Here is a 22,317-nt window from a genome sequence, read left to right as displayed (position 1 = left end):
GGAAGGCCACCGCCGACAAGGATTTTTGCCGTGAAAACCGTCTCCAACCGGATTGCCCTGCACTGCCTCACCCACTGGCAGAGACAGGGACGAGATCCGGCCCAGCTCCTGCAAGGTGCCGGGATTGCCAGAGAAGAGCTGCTGCTCCCCCAGGGGCGGATCGACGCCCAGCGCCACTTCCGGCTGCTGGCCCGGGCCGCCCCCCATATGAACTGCGACCACTGGGGGGCGCCCCCCACGCTCACCGGCCTGTTCGCCGACTTTCTGCCGCTCGCAAGCCTGTGCTGCAACGCCGCCACCCTGCGCCAGGCGCTGCACTTCTTCCTCTCCTTTCGCCCCCTCATCGGCGAGAGCGACCGGATAGTGCTGCGGGAGGAAGATGGTCAGGCGAGGCTGAGTTACCACTCGGAATCCGATCACCCGGACGTCATCGCCATGAGCAGCCTGGCGAATCTGGGCAATCTCTATGCCCTGCTCCAGTTCTATCACCCGGGGCAGGGCCAACTGGTGCTGCCCGCCCTCGTCAGGCCTGCGCTCTGGCGCGACCTGGCGACCTGGCTGGGCGCCCGCCTGCTGCGGGGCCAGGGGTTCGAGCTGCGCTTCCCCTCGGCCCTGCTCGATCTCGCCCACGGGGGCTGCAACCTCCCCCTGCAGCCCCTGCTGCTGGGGGAGATAAACCGGCAGATGGCCCTGCTGCGCCCGCGCACCCGCTACCGGGATCGCGTGCTCGATCTCATCCGTCAAACGCTCTGGCAGGAAGGCCTGGAGGAGCGAGCGCCTCTCGCTGTGGTCTGCGACAGCCTCGGGCTGACCCGCTGGACCCTCAACCGCCACCTGCGGGAGGAGGGCTGCCACTTCTCCGGGCTGCTGGATCAGGTGCGGCGGGAGGAGGCGTGCCGCCTGCTGCAGGATCCCGCCCTGCCGCTGCAGGCGGTGGGAGACAGGCTCGGCTTTGCCAACCAGAGCAGTTTCACCCGCTTCTTTCGCGCGGCCTTCGCCCTCTCCCCCCGGGAGTTTCGCTCAAGGCGCGGCCGCCTCTGACTCCCCGGCCAGGGAGCGGGCGAGCAGCTCGCCCAGCCAGCGGATGAAGAGCTGGACCCTGGGTGCCAGCTGGCGGCGGTGGGCATAGAGGGCGTGGATGGGGAGCGGCGGCGCCTGCCAGGCGGGCAGTATGCTCACCAGCTCGCCGCGCGCGAGCAGCCCCTCCACCCCCACCCTCGGCATCTGGATGATGCCGAGCCCCGCCAGCGCCGCCGCCAGATAGGTCTCGCTGTCGTTGACCGTCAGGGCTCCCGCCATGGGCAGCAGGGCCCGGCTGCCGTCCTCCCGCAGGTATTCGAAGCCGGGCTCGGGGCGCCCCTGGCCGGCGCAGCTCCCCGTGCCAACCCCGGGGCCATAGTGCACCAGCCGGTGGTGGGCCAGATCGGCGAGGTGCTGCGGTACCCCGTGGCGGGCCAGGTAGGCGGCGCTGGCGCAGTTGATCTGGCGGTAGTGGCCAAGGGGCCTTGCCACCAGGCTGGAGGGTTCCAGGCTGCCGACCCGCACCACGCAGTCAAACCCCTCGCGCACCAGGTCCACCCGCCTGTCCGTGCTGCTCAGCATCAGCTGCAAGGCGGGATGCCTGGCCAGAAAGTCCGGCAGCGCGGGGATCACCAGGTGGCGCGCCATCCGGCTTGGCATGTCGACCCGCAACTGGCCCGAGATCTGGCCCTCCTGGCGAAACAGGCCGTCAAACTCCTCCATGTCCGCCAGCAGCTCCCGGCAGCGGGCATAGCAGATCTGGCCGTCCGTGGTGAGTTGCACCCGCCTCGTGGTGCGCTGCAACAGCCGGGTGCCCATGCGCTCCTCCAGCCGGCGGATGGCGGCGGAGAGGGTCGCCTTGGGGATGCCGGACAGCTCGGCGCAGCGGCTGAAGCTCTCCAGTTCGGCGACCCGCACGAAGGCCCTCATCGCATCCAGGTGATCCATGGCCTGATTGTCTCTCTAAACGGAACAGTGATTTCATTATCACGCTATTTATCGAGTTTGAAACGAACAATACAGTGATCCGGTCGGCTCGCACCGAGCCCTCGTCATTCACCCGGACAGGAGTCACACCATGACCAGACCCATCGCCCTCATCACGGGAGCCAGCCGCGGCCTCGGCAAGCACGGCGCCCTGGCCCTCGCGGCCAAAGGCGTCGATCTCATCCTCACCTACCGCAGCCAGGCCGGGGAGGCCGCCGCCGTGGTGGCCAGGGCCCGCGCCCTCGGGGTACAGGCCCATGCCCTGGCGCTGGACGTGGGGGAGAGCACCACCTTCGCCACCTTCGCAGACGAGGTAAAGCAGCTGCTCGCCCGGGAGTGGCAGCGCACCCATTTCAACTTCCTGGTCAACAACGCCGGGATCGGCATCCGCGCCAGCTTCGAGCAGACCACGGAGCAGCAGTTCGACACCCTGCTCAACATCCACCTCAAGGGCACCTTCTTCCTGACCCAGGCGCTGCTGCCGCTGATCGCGGATGGCGGCCGCATCCTCAACCTCTCCACCGGCCTCACCCGCTTCGCCATGCCGGGCTATGCCGCCTACGCCGCCATGAAGGGGGGTGTGGAGGTGCTGACCCACTACCTGGCCAAGGAGCTGGGTCCCCGCGGCATCGCCGTCAACGTGCTGGCCCCCGGCGCCATCGAGACCGACTTTGGCGGCGGCGTGGTGCGCGACGACAAGGGGGTCAACGCCTTCCTCGCGAGCCAGACGGCCCTCGGCCGGGTGGGCCAGCCCGACGACATCGGCGGCGTCATGGCCGCCCTGCTCTCCGATGACAGCCGCTGGATCACCGCCCAGCGCATCGAGGCCTCGGGGGGCATGTTTATCTAGGCCGCGCTTCGCGCCAGCCCCCTCAAAACAGCAGGCCCCCTCGGATGAGGGGGCCTGCTGGCATTCAGGGCGGGCATTCTCTGCGCACTGCCGCGCTCACTCGCGCCTTACAGGGTCTTGCCGCCGGAGGCGATCACCTGGCGGTACCAGTGGAAGCTCTCCTTCTTGATGCGGCGCAGGGATCCGCCCTGCTCGTCGCGCTCCACATAGACGAAGCCGTAGCGTTTCTGGTAGCCGTTGAGCCAGCTCAGGATGTCGGTGAAGGACCAGGCGCAGTAGCCAAGCAGCTCGACCCCGTCCTGCATCGCCTCCTGGCACGCCTTGATATGGCTGCGCAGGTAATCGATGCGGTAGTCGTCCTTCACCTTGTCTCCCGCCTCCAGCTTGTCGAACTCGCCGAGGCCGTTCTCGGTGATCATCAGCGGCAGGCCGTAGCGAGACGAGAGGCGACGCAGGGCGATGCGCATCCCGGTGGGATCGATGGCCCAGTCCCAGTTGCTGGTCTCGAGGTGCGGGTTCGGGGTGGTCCGGTAGAGGCCCGGCACGCCGCTGGACGGCGTGGTGCCCTTCTGCCCCGTGGTGTTGATGCGCTGCATGGTCTGACCGCCGAGGGGATTGTCGGTGAAGGTCAGGGTGTAGTAGTAGTTGACGCCTATGTAGTCCGGCGTCCCCTCCTTCAGCAGTGCCAGATCCCCCGGCAGGATCTCGGGGGCCTCGCCGGTCTCCCTCAGGTAGGCGAGCGCCGCCTGGGGGTAGCGGCCGAAGCAGTAGGCGTCCAGCCACCAGAGGTTGGTGAACTCCTCGGCGTTCTCGAACGCCAGCATGTCTTTGGGATCGCACGACGCCGGATAGGCGGGCGAGTAGGCGAAGCTCGGGCCGATCAGCCCCCCCGGCACATGCTCGCGGAACGCCTTGATGACCCTGGCGTTGGCGAGAAACGCGATGTGGTTGGCGGCAAAGAAGCGCTTCCTGTCCTGCACCGCGGGCGGGTGGGTGCCGAGCTGGTAGGCGTTGGTCAGGTTGTAGTTCTGCTCGTTGAGCGACACCCAGTACTTCACCTTGGCGCGGAAGCGCTGGTAGAGGGTCACGCAGTAGCGCTCGAAGTCGTCGATGATGCGCCTGTCTTCCCAGCCACCGTACTCGTCCTGCAACGCCTGGGGCAGGTCCCAGTGATAGAGGGTCAGCACCGGCTCGATGCCGTGGGCCAGCAGGGTATCGACGAGTTTCTCGTAGAAGGCCAGCCCCGCCTCGTTCACCTCGCCGCGGCCGGTCGGATAGATGCGCGGCCAGCTCACCGAGAAGCGGTAGGCCTTGAGCCCCATCTCCGCCATCAGCGCCACGTCCTCCTCCATACGGTGGTAGTGATCCACCGCCACGTCGCCGTTGCTGCCCTCAAAGGTCTTGCCCGGCAGCTTGGTGAACAGATCCCACACCGAGGGGCCCTTGCCATCGGCATTCCAGGCCCCTTCCACCTGGTAGGCGGCGGAGGCGGCGCCCCACAGAAAATCGGTGGGGAAGTCGTTGAACTTGTGATGATGCATCTGGTGTTGCTCCTTCTGCGCGAATGGCCCTGCCCCCCTGCGGGGAGCCCGAAATCAATTGGCATCAGCATCCAACACTTCTAAAATTCCGTCCAATGACAAATATGACCACTCAAGATTCCCAATAGGAATGAAAGGGGAAACCATGGAGCTAAGGGATCTGAAAGCCTTCGTCACCCTGGGGGAGGTATTGCACTTCGGTCAGGCGGCGGCGCGCCAGCACATCACCCAGTCGGCCCTGAGCAAGCAGATCCGGCGCCTGGAGGCGGAATTTGGCGGCGATCTGTTCGAGCGCAGCGCAAGCCACACCCGGCTCACCGCCCTGGGCCGCGCCCTCTACGGAGACGCCTGTGCCCTGGTGGCCCAGAGCGAGCAGCTCGCCCGCAGCGCCCGCGACGTGCTGGCGGGCAACGGCGGCACCCTGCGCATCGGCTTCGGGGTCGCCACCAAGCTGCTGGTGCCCGCCGCCATCGCCCGGTTTCGGGCCAGCCGCCCCGGGGTCAGCATCGAGCTCAACGATCTCTCCACCCACCACCAGTTGCTGGCGCTGGCCGAGGGGCGGCTGGATCTCGGCTTCTGCCGCCTGCCCGCCCCCAAAGGCTGGCACTGCCTGCCTGTGGTACGCGCCCATTTCGTCGCCGTGCTGCCTGCGAGTTACGCCGGGGTCAGCGGCCTCAAAGATCTGGTGGACAGGCCGCTCGCCATCCTGCGCCGGGACAAGGCCCCCTCCTTTTACGATCAGTTCGTCCACTACCTGGCCCAGAGCGGGCTGAGGTTTCAGGAGATCCAGTACGTAAACGACTTCGCCGCCGGCATCGCCACCGCGGCGGCAGGCATCGCCTGGACCCTGGTCCCCTCCTCCACCACCATAGAGCACCCCGACGTGCTGACCCTGCCCCTGGAGGAGCCCGAGGCGAGCTGGATCATCGGGCTCATTCGCCCGCCAGGCAACGACAACCCCCTCATCACCCCCTTCTGGCAGACGGTGGCGGCGCTTGCGGATCCCGCCCTCGGCGATCCGCCCGGGCAGCAGAACAGGGTGTCACCCGACGACCCTACCTCCGACGAGAAGGGTATCACCTGAGAACCACATTAAGGGTAGCTTTGGGCGGACACCCCCCTTAAAATCGTGCCATTGCCTCTGGCGCCCACGACAAGGATCCGTTTCTTCCATGCCATCCCACTGGTTGCTGAGGTTTGACCTTCATCGCCTCATCCTGGCCCTGGCCGTGCTCGGCGTGCTGGCCACCTTCGGCAACAGCTTCTACGCCATCCATCAGGCCCAGCGGCAGTTGCTGATCGACAGCACCCTGGAGGCGAACCGGGTCTATGCCGCCAAGCTGGCCGCCTCCACCGACGCCATGCTGCGCTCGGCCCAGGGGCAGCTCGCCTATGGCGCCAGCCGGCTGGCGCCCATGCTGCTGGCCAATGACGTCGAGGGGCTCGATGAGCTGATGAGTCAGCTGCGCCAGCAGACCAACACCTTCAACTCGGTGGCCGTCGTGAACACCGAGGCCACCGTGGTCGCCGTCTCCCCCGAGACCCTGAAAGTCAAGGGGGTCAAGCTTAGTTCCCGCAGCGCCCGTCAGAGTCTCGCCAGTCGGAAGCCACTCATCTCGGACCCGCTCATCGCCCTCTCGGGCAACTACCTTATCAGCCTCTCCTATCCGATCTTTGCGGCCGACGGGCGCTACCTCGGCTTCGTGGCAGGCAGCATCTATCTGGAGTCCGCCAGCGTGCTCTCCAGCCTGCTGGGCCAGCACTACTATCAGGACGGCTCCTACCTCTATGTGGTAGACCGGCAGAGAACGCTGATCTACCACCCCAATCCCAAGCGCATCGGCCAGAAGGTCGGCGACAACCGGGTGGTGGACGAGGTATTGCAAGGGCGGCAAGGCGCACAGGCCGTGCTCAATTCCGGAGGAAACGAGATGCTGGCGGGCTTCGCCCCGGTGGCAGGCGCCGGCTGGGGCGTGGTGGCCCAGCGCCCCCGCAGCGCCACCCTGGCCGGGCTGGATCAACAGATGTTCGAGATCCTCAAGGGGATGATCCCGGTCACCCTCTTCATCCTCTTCGTCATCTGGCTCTCGGCCACCGCCATTGCCAGGCCGCTGCGACAACTGGCCAACCGGGCCAGGCTGATGGATCAGCAGGGGGCGGCCTCCAACATCTCCGGCATCCGCGCCTGGTACTACGAGGCGGCCCAGCTGAAGCTGGCCATCCTCAAGGGGCTGGGGCTGCTCAACACCAAGATAGACAAGCTACACACCGACAGTCACACCGACCCCATGACCGGGCTCTTCAACCGGCGGGCCATGCAGCAGATGCTGGACGACTACCAGGCCCAGTCACGCCCCCTGGCTGTGATCGCCCTCGACATCGATCACTTCAAGGCCATCAACGACGGCTTCGGCCACGACGTGGGGGATGCCGTCATCATCGCCCTGGCGACCCTGATGCAGCAGGATCTGCGCCCCGATGCCGCTCTGTGCCGCAGCGGCGGCGAGGAGTTCCTGTTGCTGCAGCCCGGGGTCTCCCTGGCGCAGGCCCAGCGGATCGCCGAGCGGCTGCGGGCCAGGGTGGCCAGTCACGAGATGGAGACGGGCGGGCATATCACCATCTCCCTCGGGGTCGCCCACTGGCCGGCGGATACCCCGGATCTCGCCGCCGTGCTCAAGCAGGCGGACAAGGCGCTCTACGAGGCCAAGCGCAGGGGCAGAAACTGCGTGGTGGTGGCAGAGGCGGATTGACATGCGGCCCCATCAGGGGCCGCGTTGTATCAGAAGCTGTAACCCATCTTCAGGTAGATGCCGGCGTTGTCATCCTTGCCCATGGCGTATTCGAGGTTGGCCACTATGCCCGCCTCCGGCTTGAGCAGGTACTGCACCCCCGCCCCCCAGGCGGGATAGACGTTTTCGCGGTCGCCACAGTCGAGGGCCTCGCCGTTGACGCCGTCCCCATAGAGGCAGGCCACCCCGGCAAAGGCGGTCAGGGTCCAGCGTTCCGCCAGCTGGTAGCGCTCCTCCACCTCCACCGCCGACATGTGCTGTCCCAGGTATTCCCCCGGGGTGTAGCCACGCAGGTAGATGGGGGAGTAGGAGCCCGTCGGCGCCTGGTGAGAGAACTGGTTGCGATTGCGCCAGGCGAGCACATGGCCATCGCCGTGGCTCCAGTAGCCGCGATAATCCACCCGGTAGATATCGAAGTCCTCCTCTCCCCCCAGCCCCTCCCGGTAGGCCAGGTTGTTGACGTTGAGGTACCAGCCCCTGGTCGCACGAAAGTCGCTGTCCCGGGAGTCGTGCTGCACCACCAGCCCCAGGCCCCCCGAGGTGAAACCCTCCAGCCCCAGCTCCTCCAGGATCTGGTCGGACTGTGGATCCTGCCCCTGCATCTCGTAGTTGGAGTAGGCCGCCATGCCGCCGACGAACCAGTCCCCCTCCACCCGATGGAGGTAGCGCAGGAAGGCGGAGCGGAAGTGGTCGTTGGTCTCGAGGGGGCGGCCGCTGCCGAGGTAGTCCTCGTAGTCGTTGTTGATGTCCCCCGAGATGATGCCGCCGACGAGGCGGTGGTGGTCCACCCCGAACGACGTCTTGGCGAAGGCGCTCGCGATCAGGGACTCCGAGGTGGTGTACTTGGCCGAGACGGTGAAGAGCGAGGGGCGCGATCCCTCGTCGAACTGGTGCAGGTAGCCCACCATCAGCCCCGCCGCCGTGTCCAGCTTGGGGCTGGAGCTCAGCAGCGGCACGAACAGCCAGGGCGAGCGCCCGGCCTCCCCCTTGCCGTTCACCCCGGCCTTCTCCTTGTCCTCCCCGCCCTCCTGGCTCGCCTCCTCGGCGGGCGCCGCGTTCACGATCGGGCTGGCCAGGATCAGGGCGAGGCTGGCCAGCAGCGCTGTGCTTGAATTCAACATCTGTGGGATCCGTATCGGGTTGAGTGCGCCGCCGCTCGGGATGGACCGGCGCGGGCGCGCCACTGCAGGTAACCGTCCCGGCCTGGTCGAGGGGGAGCGGGAAGGGGCAGAAGCATAGGAGCAAGCGCGGGCCCCGGCTACCTAAAGGTGGTCAGCCATACAATCGCCATACAGCTTGGCCACACATTGGCCCGGATGAATACCGCCCAAGCCAAGACCCCTGTCATGGACAGGGGTCTTGGGAGGGTCAGAGGTTGACGGCCAGGCTCGCGGCCAGTGGCTGGCTTGGGGTCACCAGCACGGGTACCGACTTGGAGGTGGGGGTGAAGGAGCCCTCCCCTATGCTGTCGATGGCTACCAGGGGGTTGGTTTCCGGGTAGTAGGCGGCGATGTTGCCCCTGGGGATCTCGTAGAAGATGACGCTAAAGCCGCGCACCACCCGCTCGCGCCCGTCGTTGCAGATGGCCGCCATGTCCACTAGCTGCTCCTCGGCGAGCCCCAGCCTCCTGGCGTCCTCTTCGTTCATGAAGACCACATTGCGCCGCCCCTTGATCCCGCGGTAGCGATCGTCCATGCCGTAGATGGTGGTGTTGTACTGATCGTGGGAGCGCAGGCTCTGCAGCAGCAGCACGGGCTCGTCCACCATCTGCTCGGCGTGGCTGGTGCACTCGGGCAGGATGGAGTCCGGCAAGCGGCTCGCCCGAAATTCGGCGCGCCCGCTCGGGGTGTTCCAGCGCAGCCGGGCGGCGCTGTTCTCCAGGTGGAAGCCGCAGGGCTCCTCGATGCGGCGGTTGAAGTCATCAAAGCCGGCGATGGTCTGCTCGATGAGGTCGCGCAACTTCGCGTAGTCGTCCCGCATCGCCAGCCAGTCCACCCGCTCGCTGCCGAGCGTTGCCTCGGCCATGCGCGCCACTATGTCTATCTCGGAGAGACAGAGCGGCGAAACCGGCTCGTTCATGCCGGTGGAGGCGTGCACCATGCTGAAGGTATCTTCCACGGTGATCTTCTGGACGCCGCTGCGCTGCAGGTCGAGCTCGGTGCGGCCGAGGCAGGGCAGGATCAGGGCATCCTTGGAGACCATGAGGTGGCTGCGGTTGAGCTTGGTGCTGATCTGCACGTTGAGCTCGCAGCGGCGCATCGCCTCATAGGTGAAGTCGGTGTCCGGCGCCGCGGCCGCCAGGTTGCCCCCGAGGCAGATGAGCACCTTGCTCCTGCCGCCGTGCAGGGCCTTGAGGGCCTCATGGACGTTGTGGCCCGGCGTGCGCTTGAGGCCCACCGGGAAGCGGCGCTCCAGACGATCGAGGAAGGCGGCATTGGGTTTCTCGTTGATCCCCATGGTGCGGTTGCCCTGCACGTTGCTGTGGCCGCGCACCGGACAGAGCCCGGCCCCCGGCTTGCCGATCTGGCCGCACATCAGGTGCAGGTTGACGATTTCGCGAATGGTGTCGACCGAGTGCTTGTGCTGGGTGATCCCCATGGCCCAGCAGCTGATCACGCGATCGCTCTTGGCGAAGATCTGCGCCGCCCGGGTGATCTCCTCTCGACCGAGCCCGGATTGCGCCTCGATCTGCACCCACTCCGTGGCCTTCACCTGGGCCACATACTGATCAAACTGCGTCGTATGCTGCTCGATAAAGGCGAGATCGAGGCGACTCCCCTCCTCTTCCAGGATGTATTTCGCCATGCCGCGAATCGCCGCCATGTCGCCGCCAAGCTTCGGCGTGAGGTACTGGTGGCTGATGGTGGTAGCCGCCGGGGTCAACAGCTCCGCCGGGCTCTGTGGGCTCGCGAAGCGCTCGAGGGCCACCTCTTTCAGGTTGTTGAAGGTGACTATCTGGCAGCCCTTACGCGCCGCCTTGCGCAGGGCATTCATCATGCGCGGGTGGTTGGTGCCCGGGTTCTGGCCAAAGACGAAGATGGCTTTGGCGGCGTCGAAGTCATCGAGCACCACTGTGCCCTTGCCCACCCCGACGGACTGGATCAGCCCCACCCCGCTCGCCTCGTGGCACATGTTGGAGCAGTCGGGGAAGTTGTTGGTGCCATAGAGGCGGCCGAACAGCTGATAGAGGTAGGAGGCCTCGTTGCTGGCACGGCCCGAGGTGTAGAACTCCACCTCGTCGGGGCTCGAGAGGGTCTTTAGCTTGTCGGCGATGATCCCGAAAGCCTCGTCCCAGCTCACCGGCTCGTAGTGGTCGGTGGCCGGGTTGTAGCGCAGGGGCTCGGTCAGTCGCCCCTGGTATTCGAGCCAGTAGTCGCTCTGGGTGGCGAGGCGGCGCACCGAATGCTCGGCGAAGAAGTCCGCTCCCACCGTCTTGCCGGTGGACTCCCAGGCCACCGCCTTGGCGCCGTTCTCGCAGAACTGGAAGGCCCCCTGCTTGTTGTCCCCCCAGGCGCAGCCCGGGCAGTCGAAGCCGTCGGTCTGGTTGACCCGCAGCAGGTTCTTGATGTTCTGCCGGGTCTTCTGGCTGCGTAGCACCTGCTTGAAGGTGGACTGCAGGGAGGAAAAGCCGCCGGCCTTGGCCGGTTTTTCAATATGACTGGACATGGGAGTCTCCGAGCTGATCCTGGAACCGGGGGCTGGCATAGCAGACCGGGGCATCGGATCTGGGCACATGAATGAGGGTCAGGTTGTATTTTTGGGCCAGTCGCACCGCGAGCTGGCTGGGAGAAGCAAGGCTGATGAGGTGGGCGGCGCCAAATTGCACCGCCTTGTGAATGAGTTCGCTGCCGCAGCGGCTGGTGATGACCAGCGTATCGGCCTGCGCGGGCTGGCGCAGCTGCATGCCGATGAGCTTGTCCAGGGCGTTGTGGCGGCCGATGTCTTCCCGACAGGCCAGGATCTCGCCGCGATCATCCAGCGCCAGGGCGGCATGAAGGGCGCCGCTCTGGCGGGCCTTGCTCTGCCAGGGGACGATGCGCTCCCGCAGATCCTGCAAAGAGGCGGTGTCGAAGGGGGCGCCCGGGGTCAAAGGGGTGAGTGCCGGCAGCGCATGCTCGATGGCCTCCACCCCGCAGATGCCGCAGCCGCTCGCCCCGGCCAGGCGACGCTTGCGCTGACCCAGCGCCGCCAGGCAGCGGTTGGCGATGGTGATGTCGAGCACCACCCCCTGCTCGGACGGGGTGCTCTGGATGTCGTGCACATCGTGATTGCCCCCTATGATGCCCTCGCCAAACAGGAAGCCGATGGCGAAGTCGTCGAGATCGTCCGGGGTGGCCATCATGACCGCGTGGTTGATGCCGTTGATGTTGACGGACACGGCCACCTCTTCCACCAGCTCATCCAGCCTGGGCAACCGTGAATTGAATGGGATCATGCGAGACGCTTATAAGCTGTATTCGGGCCTCAAGTTTAGATAAGTCGCTCTCCCAAAACCAATGAAACAAATCTATTCGCCGATAGACAACCTCTATTGCCTTGACGATGTCGATTGATTAACTTTGTCAGCCATTCTCCACTTCAAACGCCCCTCTTCGATGAACATCAAGCAGTTGCACTATTTCTACGAGCTGGCCCAGCACAAACACTTCGCCAAGGCGGCCAAGGCCTGCTTCATCACCCAGCCGACCCTGTCCGCCAGCATCACGGCGCTGGAAAAATCCCTCGGCACCGAGCTGGTGGTGCGCAACAGCCAGTTCGTGGCGCTGACCCCGGCGGGGGAAGTGGTGCTGCACCACGCCGAGCGCATGCTGCTGGAGCAGGACGCCATGCATCAGGAGCTGAGCCTGTTTGGTGGCGCGCTCTCTGGCACCCTGCGCATCGGCATGGTGCCCCAGTCGAGCATCGACATCATGCCGCTGCTCAAGCGCTTCCACGACGCCTTCCCCAAGGTCAGCCTGCGCCTGTCGGTGATGACCCACGCCACCCTGCTCGAGCAGCTGGATCTGCACCAGACCGACATCGGCCTCGGCTTTGACGAGCTGCTCACCGAACATCAGCGCCGGGCCCTCGACGTCCAGTTGCGCCACCCCAACCCCATGGCCCTGCTGGGCCCCCTGCCTGCCCACTGCGCCCCGACCGGGCCGCTGACCCTGGCGGACCTGCAAGATCTCCCCCTGATCCTGCCAAGCACCACCATGCAGTTTCGCCGCTATCTGGACGAGGCCGCCGCCCGCCAGCAGCTCAGCCTGCGGGTGGTGCTGGAGACCGACTCCCTGTTCCACCTGGTCAACGGGGTGAGCCACGGCCTGGGCTGCGCCGTGGTCAGCGCCGGCATCGCCGCCACCGCCCAGCAGCTCTTCAAACTGCCCTGCCATCCCTTGAGCGATGCGAGCGCCGGCACCATCGCCTTCATCACCCGAAAACACAGCGTCACCCCCGCCATGAAGGCGTTACTCGCCGAGGCCGAGACATGAAAAAGGCAGCCCACCCTGGGCTGCCTGCATCTGTCGTCTGGGGAGCTGTCGCCTCCCGTGGCGTCAGCGCGCCCCTTGCTGCTTGTCCAGCGCCGCGATGAAGGCGCTCGCCAGGGCGTGGTCGGAGAAGGGATTCTGGCCTGTGATGAGCTCCCGATCGATCACCACGCCGGGCTGCCAGGGGGCGACGAACTGCATCTTGCCACCGGCTTGCGCCATGGCCTGCGCCGGGTAGTAGCGCAGCTTGTCGCCCCCAAGGGAGCCTTCGAACACCACCTCTTCCTTGTCGGAGAAGATGGTCATCCTGTAACCGTCGTAGATCCACTCTCTGGCGCCGTCCGCCTTGCCTGCGATGACGGCCTGCTCGAACCCGGCCGGATCCGCCTGCGCCGCCAACAACGCGATGGGGCCGTGGCAGATGGCCGCCGTGGGCTTCTGGTGTTCGTGGAAGTGGCGCAGCAGGGTGCCCACCTCGGGATCCTTGGCGAGATCGATAAGCGGGGCATGACCGCCGGGAATGAATAGGCCGGCGTAGCGCTCGGGACCGGATTGCAGCACCTCCCTCAGGGAGAGCACCTGGTTGGCACCGAACAGCCCCTCCACCACGGCGCCGATGCGCGCCATCTCCTGCGGGTTGCCGCCAAAATACTGGGGATCGATGGAGCTCTTGTCGGCTTCGGGCCGGTTCCCTCTCGGGGTCACCGGGGTCAGGGTATAACCGGCCTCCAGCAGGGCGGCGGCAGGCACCCCCAGTTCATTCTGGTAGAAGCCGGTGGTCAGGCTCTTGCCCCCTTGCAGCGGCAGCTCGGTCTCGCTCGAGAGCAGTACCAGGATCTCGCCTTTCGGGGCGGCGCTGGCCGCGGCGGAGGTCGCCAGCAGCAGTGAGGCCAGCACAGCCTTGAGGGTGTTCTTCATCGTGATCTTCCTTCTGATGGCAGTGATCGATCGGGCGGCCACCGGGCCGCCCTCGATGAGCAATTTACTGATTACCCACGGGCGAATAAACTCACGCCAATGAACTTGTTTATTTACATGGATGAACATATGTCCCGTGCCTTCGACCCCGTCCAGCTCGGCACCATAGAGCTCTTTTGCAAGGCAGCCGAACTTGGCAGCTTTACCGCCACGGCTCAGGTGCTGGGGGTGACGCCCGCCTCGGTGAGCCGCTCCATCCAGCGTCTCGAGGCCAGGCTCGGCGTCAAACTCTTCCATCGCACCACCCGCAGCGTGCGCCTCACCCACGACGGTGAGCTCTATCGGGATCAGTGCCAGCAGGCGCTCGAGCAGATCGCCGAGGCCGAGCGGGCCATCACCGGCCGCCAGCGCCACCCCAAGGGGGTGCTGCGCATCAGCGTGGGCACCGTCTATGCCCACCACCGCCTGGTGCCCCTGCTGCCGGGGTTCATGGCGGCCTATCCCGAGGTCGAACTGGAACTCAATGTCTCCAACAGGAACATCGACTTCGTGGAGGACGGCTACGATCTCGCCATCCGGCTGGGGGAGCCGCGCGATGGGCGGATCATCGCCCGCAAGCTGGAGGATGCCAGCCTCGGGGTCTTCTGCGCCCCCGACTATGTCGCCCGCCGCCCCGCGCCGACCTCCCTGGACGCCCTGCAGCAACACGATCTGATCCAGTTCATCACCCCGAGCACGGGTCGCCCCTTCCCCTGGCAGTTTGTGGACGAGCAGGGATCCCCTGTCGATCTCCATGTGCACAGCCGCCAGCGGGTGCTGGACGACGTGCTGGCGGGCCTGGGCTGGGCGGTGGCGGGCGGCGGCCTGTTCCAGATCTACCATTTCGTGGCGGCAGAGGCGCTCCGCCAGGGCAAGCTGGTGGAGGTCATGACGCCCTTTGCGGGGCGATCCCGCCCCTTCTACGCCCTCTATCCCCAGCACCGCCACCTCTCCGCCCGGGTGCGGGCCTTCGTGGACTACCTGCTGGCGGCGGTGCGCCCCTGAGGCAAGGTCCCTCTCTTTTTTAAATAACGGTGCGCGCCAGGCTGACGCCCCCCTGACCATCCTTCTTCCGGGGCGAGAAGGCGATGCCCACTCTGGACACTCTGGTTGCCGGAATAAATATGCAGAGAAATCAACGCAGCCCCCGCCGGATATATGAACTCTTCTGCTGTTTGTATGAAGCATCGTGCTGCTGAAAATTTTCTGTGAGCCACCTCCCGCCGTTTAATTAAAGAGCCTATAACCTTGACCCGTACAATAAAAACCTGACGCGTTCCGGTTTATTTCACCATGCATCACAAAGGAGTGTCATATGTATAAAAAAGTGAAACTGGCGGGCATTATCAGCACCCTTATTCTCTCGGCCACTGCATATTCTGCAGAGATGACCGTGGGCTTCTCGCAAATAGGTTCTGAATCCGGGTGGCGGGCCGCGGAAACCTCGGTCGCCAAGAGCGAAGCCCAAAAACGCGGCATCATCCTGAAAATTGCCGATGCCCAGCAGAAACAGGAGAACCAGATCAAGGCCATTCGCTCCTTTATTGCCCAGGGGGTGGATGCCATCTTTATTGCCCCCGTGGTACAGACCGGCTGGGAGCCGGTATTGCAGGAGGCGAAAGAGGCTGAGATCCCGGTGTTCCTGCTGGATCGCAATATCACGGTAAAAGATGACGGCCTCTTCATGACCGGGGTCGCCGCAGACAGCGTCCACGAAGGGGCAGTCGCGGCCCAGTGGCTCATCAAGCAGCAGGATGGCAAGGCCTGCAACGTGGTGGAATTGCAGGGTACCGTCGGGGCCAGCGTGGCGCTGGATCGCAAGAAGGGCTTCCTCGACACCGTCGCGGCCGTGCCCACCATCAAGATCATCCGCACCCAGTCCGGCGACTTCACCCGCAGCAAGGGCAAGGAGGTGATGGAGAGTTTCATCAAGGCGGAGAATAACGGCAAGAACATCTGCGCCGTCTACGCCCACAACGATGACATGGCCATCGGCGCCATCCAGGCCATTAAAGAGGCCGGGCTGAAACCGGGCACGGATATCAAGATCATCTCCATCGACGGCGTGCCGGATATTTTCAAGGCGATGATGGCCGGTGAAGCCAATGCCTCGGTGGAGCTCACGCCGAATATGGCGGGACCGGCCTTCGATGCCCTGCTGGCCTATAAAAAGGATGGCTCCCTGCCCCCCAAACATATCAAGACGGAGTCTATTCTGTTCGAGCCAGAGAGTGCCGAGGCGCAGCTCGAGCTGAAAACAGACATGGGTTATTAATGCCCGCCCTCTGAGCCAGCCAGTCAAATAACACGTCATATCGGCTGCGTTGCGATATGGCGTGTTATATCGGAGAGCCTATTTTCATGTCACAGAACACTCACGATGTCGTATTGAATGCCCGCGGGATCTGTAAATCCTTTCCCGGGGTACGGGCCCTGCATCAGGTGGACTTCTCCCTGCGACGGGGGGAGATCATGGCGCTGCTCGGCGAGAACGGGGCCGGCAAATCCACCCTGGTCAAGACCCTCACCGGCGTCTATCAGCGCGATGGAGGCCGCATCGAACTCGATGGCGTCGCCATCTCCCCGACGGACACCGCCCATGCCCAGCGCCTGGGGATAGGTACCGTCTATCAGGAGGTCAACCTGCTGCCGAACATGTCGGTGGCGGACAACCTCTTCATCGGTCACGAACCCCGCCGCTTCGGCTTCATCGACCGGGCCGCCATGACCCGGCAGGCCAGCGCCATCATGGCCAGCCACGGCTTCGAGATGGATGTCACCCTGCCCCTCGATCACTACTCGGTCGCCATGCAGCAGATCGTGGCCATTGCCCGGGCGGTGTCACTCTCGGCCAGGATCCTGATCCTGGATGAGCCGACCGCAAGCCTGGATGCCAGCGAGGTGCAGATGCTGTTCGCCCTCATGGGGAGCCTGCGGGATAACGGGGTGAGCCTCATCTTCATCACCCATTTCCTCGATCAGGTCTACGCCATCAGCGATCGCATCACGGTGCTTCGCAACGGCGAGCTGGTCGGTACCCGCGACACCGCCGAACTGCCACAACTGGAGCTGGTCAAGATGATGCTGGGGCGCGAGCTGGACGACAACGCCCTCAAGCGGGCGGGCAAGACGTTGCGCAGCCACCAGCCCATGGTGTCGTTCAGGGGCTATGGCAAGCGCGGGGTCATCGCCCCCTTCAGTCTCGACGTCATGCCCGGGGAGATAGTGGGCCTCGCCGGCCTGCTCGGCTCCGGTCGCACCGAAACTGCCGAGCTGATGTTCGGCATAGTACCGAGCGACAGCGGCGAGTGCCGGGTACGGGACAAGCCGGTGACCATCCGCTCTGCACGCCAGGCTGCCGCCAACGGCTTCGGCTTCTGCCCGGAGGATCGCAAGAGCGCCGGCATCATCGCCTCGGCCTCGGTGCGTGAAAACATGGTGCTGGCCCTGCAAGCCCAGCGGGGCTGGTTGCGACCCCTGTCTCGCAAGGAGCAGGACGAGATCACCGCCCGCCTCATCGAGCAGTTGGCCATCAAGACCCCGGGAGCGGAGCAACCCATCCAGTTTCTCTCGGGAGGGAACCAGCAGAAGGTGCTGCTGGCCCGCTGGCTGCTGACCAAGCCGCAGTTCCTGATCCTGGACGAGCCCACCCGGGGCATAGACGTGGGGGCCCACGCCGAGATCATCCGCCTCATCGAATCCCTCTGCGCCAACGGGCTGGCCCTGCTGGTCATCTCCTCGGAGCTCGAGGAGCTGGTGGGCTATGCCGATCGGGTGATCGTCCTTCGCGACAGAAAACAGGTGGCAGAGCTTGCGACGGACGCCCTCAGCGTCCCTGCCATCATGAACGCCATTGCATGTGAGGCCTGATATGACGTCATCCATCCTTACCCTCGCCAAGGGGTCGCGCGCCCGCAGGGAGTGGCCCACGGGCTCGGCCCAGTGCGCCGCCCTGGTGGGCGTGCTGCTCATCAATGCCCTGGTCGCCGACAACTTCTTCGCCATCCACATTCAGGATGGGCGGCTGTTTGGCAGCCTCATCGACATCCTCAACCGCTGCGCCCCTGTGGCCCTGCTCTCCCTCGGCATGACGCTGGTGATCGCCACCGGCGGCATCGATCTGTCGGTGGGAGCCGTCATGGCCATCAGCGGGGCCACCATGGCCAGCCTGGCCACCGGCGGTCACAGCCTGCCGGTCATCTTCGCCGCCGTCATCGGGGTGGGCCTTCTGTGCGGCCTGTGGAACGGCCTGCTGGTGGCGGTGTTCAAGATCCAGCCCATAGTCGCGACCCTGATCCTCATGGTGGCGGGCCGGGGCATCGCCCAGCTCATCACCGAGGGGCAGATCATCACCTTCAACAACGACGCCCTCGCCTGGATCGGCAGCGGTTCCCTCTTCTATCTGCCCACGCCGGTCATCATCACCCTGGGAATGGCACTGCTGCTCTGGCTGCTGACCAAGCGCACCGCCCTCGGCCTCTTCATCGAAGCGGTGGGGATCAACATCAAGGCCGCCAAGAACGCCGGGCTCAACACCCCCATGGTGGTGATCGCCACCTACCTGCTGAGCGGCATCATGGCCGCCGTCGCCGGCATGATAGTCGCCGCCGACATCCGCGGTGCCGATGCCAACAACGCCGGGCTCTGGCTCGAGATGGACGCCATCCTGGCGGTGGTGATAGGAGGCACCTCCCTGATGGGGGGACGCTTCAACCTCGCCCTCTCCCTGATCGGCATACTGATCATCCAGGGGGTGAACACAGGGATCCTGCTCTCCGGCTACCAGCCCCAGTGGAACCAGATCGTCAAGGCCCTGGTGGTGCTGGCGGTGCTGATCATGCAGTCACCGGCCCTCAACCACCTGTTCCAGCGAGGGACTCGCCATGTTTAAACGCAACCTCCCCCTGATGGTGACCATCATGGTCTTCGTGCTGGGTTATCTGCTCTGCCTGGCCTCCTTCCCTGCCTTCATGTCCACCCGCATCATCTGCAACATCCTGACGGACAACGCCTTCCTCGGCATAGTGGCGGTGGGCATGACCTTCGTCATCCTCTCGGGGGGCATCGATCTCTCGGTGGGCGCCGTCATCGCCTTCACCGGCGTGCTGCTGGCAAAACTCATCGGGGATCTGGGGGTCAGCCCCATGCTGACCATCCCCCTGGTGCTGGTGCTCGGCGCGGGCTTCGGCGCCCTCATGGGCTGGCTCATCGACACCCTGAAGATCCCCGCCTTCATCATCACCCTGGCGGGCATGTTCTTCCTGCGGGGGGCCAGCTTCCTCATCTCCGAGCAGTCCCTGCCCATCGATCACCCCAGCTTCACCTACCTGTCGAGCCTGTCGTGGAAGGTGCCGGGGGGCGGTCGCCTGAGCCTGCTGGCCCTCATCATGCTGGCGGTGGTGGTGCTTGGCATCCTGCTCGCCAACCGCACCCGCTTTGGCAACAACGTCTACGCCATCGGCGGCAACGCCACCTCGGCGGCCCTGATGGGGATCTCGGTGCGCCACACCACCATCCGCATCTACCTGCTCTCCACCACGTTGGCGACCCTGGCGGGCATCGTATTCGCGCTCTATACCTCGGCGGGCTATCCGCTCGCCGCCGTCGGGGTGGAGCTCGATGCCATCGCCGCCGTGGTGATCGGCGGCACCCTGCTGAGCGGCGGGGTGGGCACCGTCTTCGGCTCCCTGTTCGGGGTGCTGATCCAGGGGTTGATCCAGACCTACATCAACTTCGACGGCACCCTCAGCTCCTGGTGGACCAAGATCATCATCGGCCTGCTGCTATTCAGCTTCATCGCCCTGCAGCGCCTGCTTATCCTGGTCTCAGAACACCGCAAGGCCAACAAGCCAGGCCCCTTCAAGCGGCAGATCCCCGTCACCCCCCTTGAGTGAAAACATCGCGGGGCCTGGGCCCGGTCAACCCAGGCACAAGCCCCGCGATAACACGCCTTTATGGTGGCCAGGCGCTAGTATTCGCCCGCCCCCAGTAGCCGCTCTTTCCAGAGATAACCCTGCACCCCCAGATCCAGCCAGGGACGTGGCGGGAGATAGTTTGCCATGCCCAGAGCGCGCATCTGCTCGCCCCAGGGGCTCTCCACTCCGCACACCAGATCGGCCAGCGCCTTGCCCGCCATGGTCTGCTTGCTGATGCCAGCGCCGTTGCATCCCAGCGCGGCGTAGAGATCCGGGCCGAACTGGCCCCACAGCGGCGCCCCGTTGCGGCTCACGCTGATGAGCCCGGACCAGCTGTGGGCGAAGGCCACCTCCCCAAGTTCGGGAAAGCGGGAGAGCAACAACCGGCGGTGACGCCGCACCATGGCCTCGTTGGTCCCGGCACGACTTTGCAGTGTCGGCGCATGAGCCACTTGCTGGCGGATCAGAATGCGGTGATCCCGGGTGTAGCGAAAGGTGGCGCCGACGATGGCGTTGACCGGGGTCAGCCCCCAGGGGGCAATGTCCCCCAGCCTGGCCCGCTGCCGGGGCGTCAGCGGCTCGGTCAGGGTGGCATGGGTCACCAGGGAGGCGAGCTTGCCGGCAAAGGGGGTCAGCTGACCCGCACCGCCATTGATGGCAAACATGGCCTTGCTCGCCACCACCTCGCCATGGGGCGTGGTGATGCGAACGCCGCCTTCGCTGCCCACCCGCAGGGCAGGGCTGCGCTCATACAGGGTCACATTGTCCGGCAGCTTGTCGGCCAGCCCCCGCACCAGAGCGGCCGGATTGAGCAGCACGGTATTGGGGGTATAGATGGCCGAGTGGTAGAAGCCGGTGCCGAGGCGGGCCGAGAGCGCCGCCCCCTCCAGGTACTCATAGCCTTCGTCCAGCAGATCCAGCTCGTGGGCGTATTGCTTCAGCAGCCCGGCGGATCCGGCCTTGACGGCGCAGTGATACTTGCCGCTCTGCTGCCAGTCGCAATCGATGCGATACCGACCGACCCAGTGCGCCAGCTGGGCCAGTCCCCCTTTCAACAACTGCCGGTAGTGGCTGGCCTTGGCCAGCTCGGCGGTGCCACTGCCGATATTGTGGGGCAAGTCGATGGCAAACCCCGAGTTGCGTCCGGCTGCGTTGTCCCCCACCACACCCGCCTCCAGCAGCACGATGCGGGCCTGTGGCTGATGCTCGGCCAGTGCATGGGCAAAGGCCAGCCCGGCATAGCCCGCCCCTACCACCACCCAGTCCCCCTGGACCACCTCCTGCAGATGGGGTATGGGGACTCGCTCGGGCAAGATGGCGGCCCAGCCGTTGGCCTCTTTGTGCCGGGGCAAATATCGAAACTTCATGGGACATCCTGTTCACACGAAAAAATCGGCAAGGACCCTGTCAACCATGGGCCCTGCTGGTGACATGCCTTGTCAGGCCTTATTGTGCAGCCAGAGAATGCCGTATACGGGCGCCCCTTCCATGAGGGCAACCCGTATTAAAAAACGGCATCAACGGCAGGTGGATATGATGGATGAATCACTGTCATTTCATTACCACGCGGGGATTGCCGTCCCTTTATAATATTTATCCAATGCAGCCTTGACCTCCTCATTCTGGTAGGAGGCAACCAGGGTTTTCACCCAGGGGGCACTTTCATTGCCACTTTTGACCGCGATGAAATTATTGTAAGGATTCTCTTTTGCCGTCTCGGAATAAATACGTTGCTGCTGGCTCAGCCCGGATTTCAATGCCCAGTCCGTATTGACCACGGCCGCATCCAGATCCTCCAGCGAGCGCCCTATGATGCCGGTATCCAGCTCCCGGATTTGCAATTTCTTGGGGTTGTCGATGATGTCGGTGGTGGTCGCCAGTATGCCCGAGCCAGGGCGCAGCTTGATGACCCCGGCCGACGCCAGCACCCGCAGAGCACGCCCTTCGTTGCTGGGATCATTGGGCACCCCTATGATGGCCTCCTCCGGCAAGTCACCGACTGCCTTGAATTTCTTGGAATACAGGCCGATGGGCCACACGGCCGTATTGCCGACCGGCACGATATGATAGCCGCGGCTCTTTACCTGATTATCCAGATAGGGTTTGTACTGGAATGCGTTGGCATCTATTTCACCATTCTCCAGCGCCTCGTTGGGTAGGATATAGTCATTGAACTTGACAAGTTCGATATCCAGCCCCTGTTTCTTGGCCTGTGCCGACGCAACTTTCCACACATCTTCATCTTCGCCGCTCATGATCCCCAGCCGGATGGTTTCCCCGGCACTGGCATACCCAGACATAATGGCGGCAACCAGAGGCGTCACTTTGAATATCGATTTCAACATGGCTATTTCCTTGCTAATGAGTGATGACGACCCCGAGATTACGGGGTCGGCGCAAGGAGCACAAAGCACAAGATATCCCTTGGATATATCAGAAATGAGGAATGCCGGGATCAGTGAAATAGCCCGATGCCAAGGGCTATTTTCAATCTTTTACTTCCACCATGTGGTACACAGATGGCGGCCGATACCGGATGCTGGAACCGTCCATGTCGGCCTCCTGCGAAGTGAGAAAACAGGCAAGGCCTAAGAGAGGATATTGACGACCTGCACGGGCTGCCAGCTTGGATGTTTGATCCCGTTACGACGACCACTCTTGATGACGACCACAGGGAGCAGTGTCACCTTGCGGTAGTACCACATACCTTGAGGACTGAGCCAGAGATTCACTTAGAAGACTCCTGATTCATCCACACAAAGTGGATTACCAAGAGGTCTGAAGGGG

At 64.5% G+C, this 22,317-nt stretch carries 18 protein-coding genes; 10 read left to right on the top strand and 8 right to left on the bottom strand.

The annotated features are described in order from the left end of the window. Window positions 1-30 precede the first annotated feature (30 nt). Window positions 31-1,041 (top strand): helix-turn-helix domain-containing protein, encoded by a 1,011-nt coding sequence (locus tag R2B70_RS09355; protein WP_216990192.1) that lies wholly within the window; start codon window positions 31-33, stop codon window positions 1,039-1,041. Here the strand turns inward: R2B70_RS09355 and R2B70_RS09350 are convergent. Next, window positions 1,021-1,968, bottom strand: coding sequence for a LysR family transcriptional regulator (locus tag R2B70_RS09350; RefSeq protein ID WP_318163239.1), 948 nt, complete (start codon window positions 1,966-1,968; stop codon window positions 1,021-1,023). The two genes, R2B70_RS09355 and R2B70_RS09350, sit on opposite strands and share 21 nt — an antisense overlap. A gap of 130 nt (window positions 1,969-2,098) precedes the next feature. Here R2B70_RS09350 and R2B70_RS09345 point away from each other — a divergent pair, with 130 nt between their 5' ends. Continuing rightward, window positions 2,099-2,857 carry an SDR family NAD(P)-dependent oxidoreductase gene (locus tag R2B70_RS09345; protein ID WP_042075738.1) on the top strand — a complete coding sequence of 253 codons (759 nt, stop codon included), beginning with the start codon at window positions 2,099-2,101 and terminating at the stop codon, window positions 2,855-2,857. 107 nt (window positions 2,858-2,964) lie between these two features. Here R2B70_RS09345 and R2B70_RS09340 read toward each other — a convergent pair whose 3' ends face one another. Next, window positions 2,965-4,398 (bottom strand): glycoside hydrolase family 1 protein, encoded by a 1,434-nt coding sequence (locus tag R2B70_RS09340; protein ID WP_318163238.1) that lies wholly within the window; start codon window positions 4,396-4,398, stop codon window positions 2,965-2,967. A 145-nt stretch (window positions 4,399-4,543) separates the two neighbouring features. Here R2B70_RS09340 and R2B70_RS09335 point away from each other — a divergent pair, with 145 nt between their 5' ends. Further along, the gene (locus R2B70_RS09335; protein ID WP_318163237.1) at window positions 4,544-5,482 is read left to right on the top strand and encodes a LysR family transcriptional regulator; all 939 of its coding nucleotides are present in this window, start codon (window positions 4,544-4,546) and stop codon (window positions 5,480-5,482) included. Between the two features lie 88 nt (window positions 5,483-5,570). Further along, window positions 5,571-7,148 (top strand): sensor domain-containing diguanylate cyclase, encoded by a 1,578-nt coding sequence (locus tag R2B70_RS09330; protein ID WP_318163236.1) that lies wholly within the window; start codon window positions 5,571-5,573, stop codon window positions 7,146-7,148. Window positions 7,149-7,177: 29 nt separating this feature from the next. Here R2B70_RS09330 and R2B70_RS09325 read toward each other — a convergent pair whose 3' ends face one another. From R2B70_RS09325 to fdhD, 3 genes are all read right to left on the bottom strand, one after another. Further along, window positions 7,178-8,308: a BamA/TamA family outer membrane protein gene (locus R2B70_RS09325; RefSeq protein WP_318163235.1), complete on the bottom strand. Its 1,131-nt coding sequence runs from the start codon at window positions 8,306-8,308 to the stop codon at window positions 7,178-7,180. Between the two features lie 247 nt (window positions 8,309-8,555). Continuing rightward, window positions 8,556-10,853 (bottom strand): FdhF/YdeP family oxidoreductase, encoded by a 2,298-nt coding sequence (locus tag R2B70_RS09320; protein WP_318163234.1) that lies wholly within the window; start codon window positions 10,851-10,853, stop codon window positions 8,556-8,558. After that, on the bottom strand, window positions 10,837-11,622 hold the full coding sequence (gene fdhD / locus R2B70_RS09315; protein WP_318163233.1) for a formate dehydrogenase accessory sulfurtransferase FdhD: 786 nt from the start codon (window positions 11,620-11,622) through the stop codon (window positions 10,837-10,839). Before fdhD ends, R2B70_RS09320 begins: the two co-directional genes overlap by 17 nt. A gap of 160 nt (window positions 11,623-11,782) precedes the next feature. Between fdhD and R2B70_RS09310 the strand changes: the two genes are divergently transcribed. Then, window positions 11,783-12,661: a LysR family transcriptional regulator gene (locus R2B70_RS09310; protein WP_318163336.1), complete on the top strand. Its 879-nt coding sequence runs from the start codon at window positions 11,783-11,785 to the stop codon at window positions 12,659-12,661. Window positions 12,662-12,724: 63 nt separating this feature from the next. On the opposite strand, the gene R2B70_RS09305 is transcribed toward R2B70_RS09310, so the two are convergent. Next, window positions 12,725-13,576 carry a type 1 glutamine amidotransferase domain-containing protein gene (locus R2B70_RS09305; protein ID WP_042075750.1) on the bottom strand — a complete coding sequence of 284 codons (852 nt, stop codon included), beginning with the start codon at window positions 13,574-13,576 and terminating at the stop codon, window positions 12,725-12,727. 129 nt (window positions 13,577-13,705) lie between these two features. Between R2B70_RS09305 and R2B70_RS09300 the strand changes: the two genes are divergently transcribed. From R2B70_RS09300 to yjfF, 5 genes are all read left to right on the top strand, one after another. Next, complete coding sequence (locus tag R2B70_RS09300; RefSeq protein WP_209792115.1) at window positions 13,706-14,620, top strand: LysR family transcriptional regulator; 915 nt, start codon at window positions 13,706-13,708, stop codon at window positions 14,618-14,620. Between the two features lie 310 nt (window positions 14,621-14,930). Continuing rightward, on the top strand, window positions 14,931-15,890 hold the full coding sequence (gene ytfQ / locus R2B70_RS09295) for a galactofuranose ABC transporter, galactofuranose-binding protein YtfQ (protein WP_318163232.1): 960 nt from the start codon (window positions 14,931-14,933) through the stop codon (window positions 15,888-15,890). An 86-nt stretch (window positions 15,891-15,976) separates the two neighbouring features. Further along, complete coding sequence (ytfR, locus tag R2B70_RS09290) at window positions 15,977-17,485, top strand: galactofuranose ABC transporter, ATP-binding protein YtfR (protein ID WP_318163231.1); 1,509 nt, start codon at window positions 15,977-15,979, stop codon at window positions 17,483-17,485. Window position 17,486: 1 nt separating this feature from the next. Next, window positions 17,487-18,506 carry a galactofuranose ABC transporter, ATP-binding protein YtfT gene (ytfT, locus tag R2B70_RS09285; RefSeq protein ID WP_318163230.1) on the top strand — a complete coding sequence of 340 codons (1,020 nt, stop codon included), beginning with the start codon at window positions 17,487-17,489 and terminating at the stop codon, window positions 18,504-18,506. Further along, the gene (yjfF, locus tag R2B70_RS09280; protein ID WP_318163229.1) at window positions 18,499-19,509 is read left to right on the top strand and encodes a galactofuranose ABC transporter, permease protein YjfF; all 1,011 of its coding nucleotides are present in this window, start codon (window positions 18,499-18,501) and stop codon (window positions 19,507-19,509) included. The genes ytfT and yjfF overlap by 8 nt, the downstream gene beginning before the upstream one ends. 74 nt (window positions 19,510-19,583) lie before the next feature. Here yjfF and R2B70_RS09275 read toward each other — a convergent pair whose 3' ends face one another. After that, window positions 19,584-20,897, bottom strand: coding sequence for an FAD-binding oxidoreductase (locus tag R2B70_RS09275; RefSeq protein ID WP_318163228.1), 1,314 nt, complete (start codon window positions 20,895-20,897; stop codon window positions 19,584-19,586). 192 nt (window positions 20,898-21,089) lie between these two features. Further along, window positions 21,090-21,875, bottom strand: coding sequence for a MetQ/NlpA family ABC transporter substrate-binding protein (locus tag R2B70_RS09270; RefSeq protein ID WP_318163227.1), 786 nt, complete (start codon window positions 21,873-21,875; stop codon window positions 21,090-21,092). Window positions 21,876-22,317: the final 442 nt, after the last annotated feature.

Source organism: Aeromonas sp. XH (assembly GCF_033348475.1).
Classification (GTDB): Bacteria; Pseudomonadota; Gammaproteobacteria; order Enterobacterales; family Aeromonadaceae; genus Aeromonas; species Aeromonas sanarellii.
The sequence above is the reverse complement of the archived record's forward strand: the minus strand, read 5'-3'. Positions and strand labels throughout refer to the sequence as shown.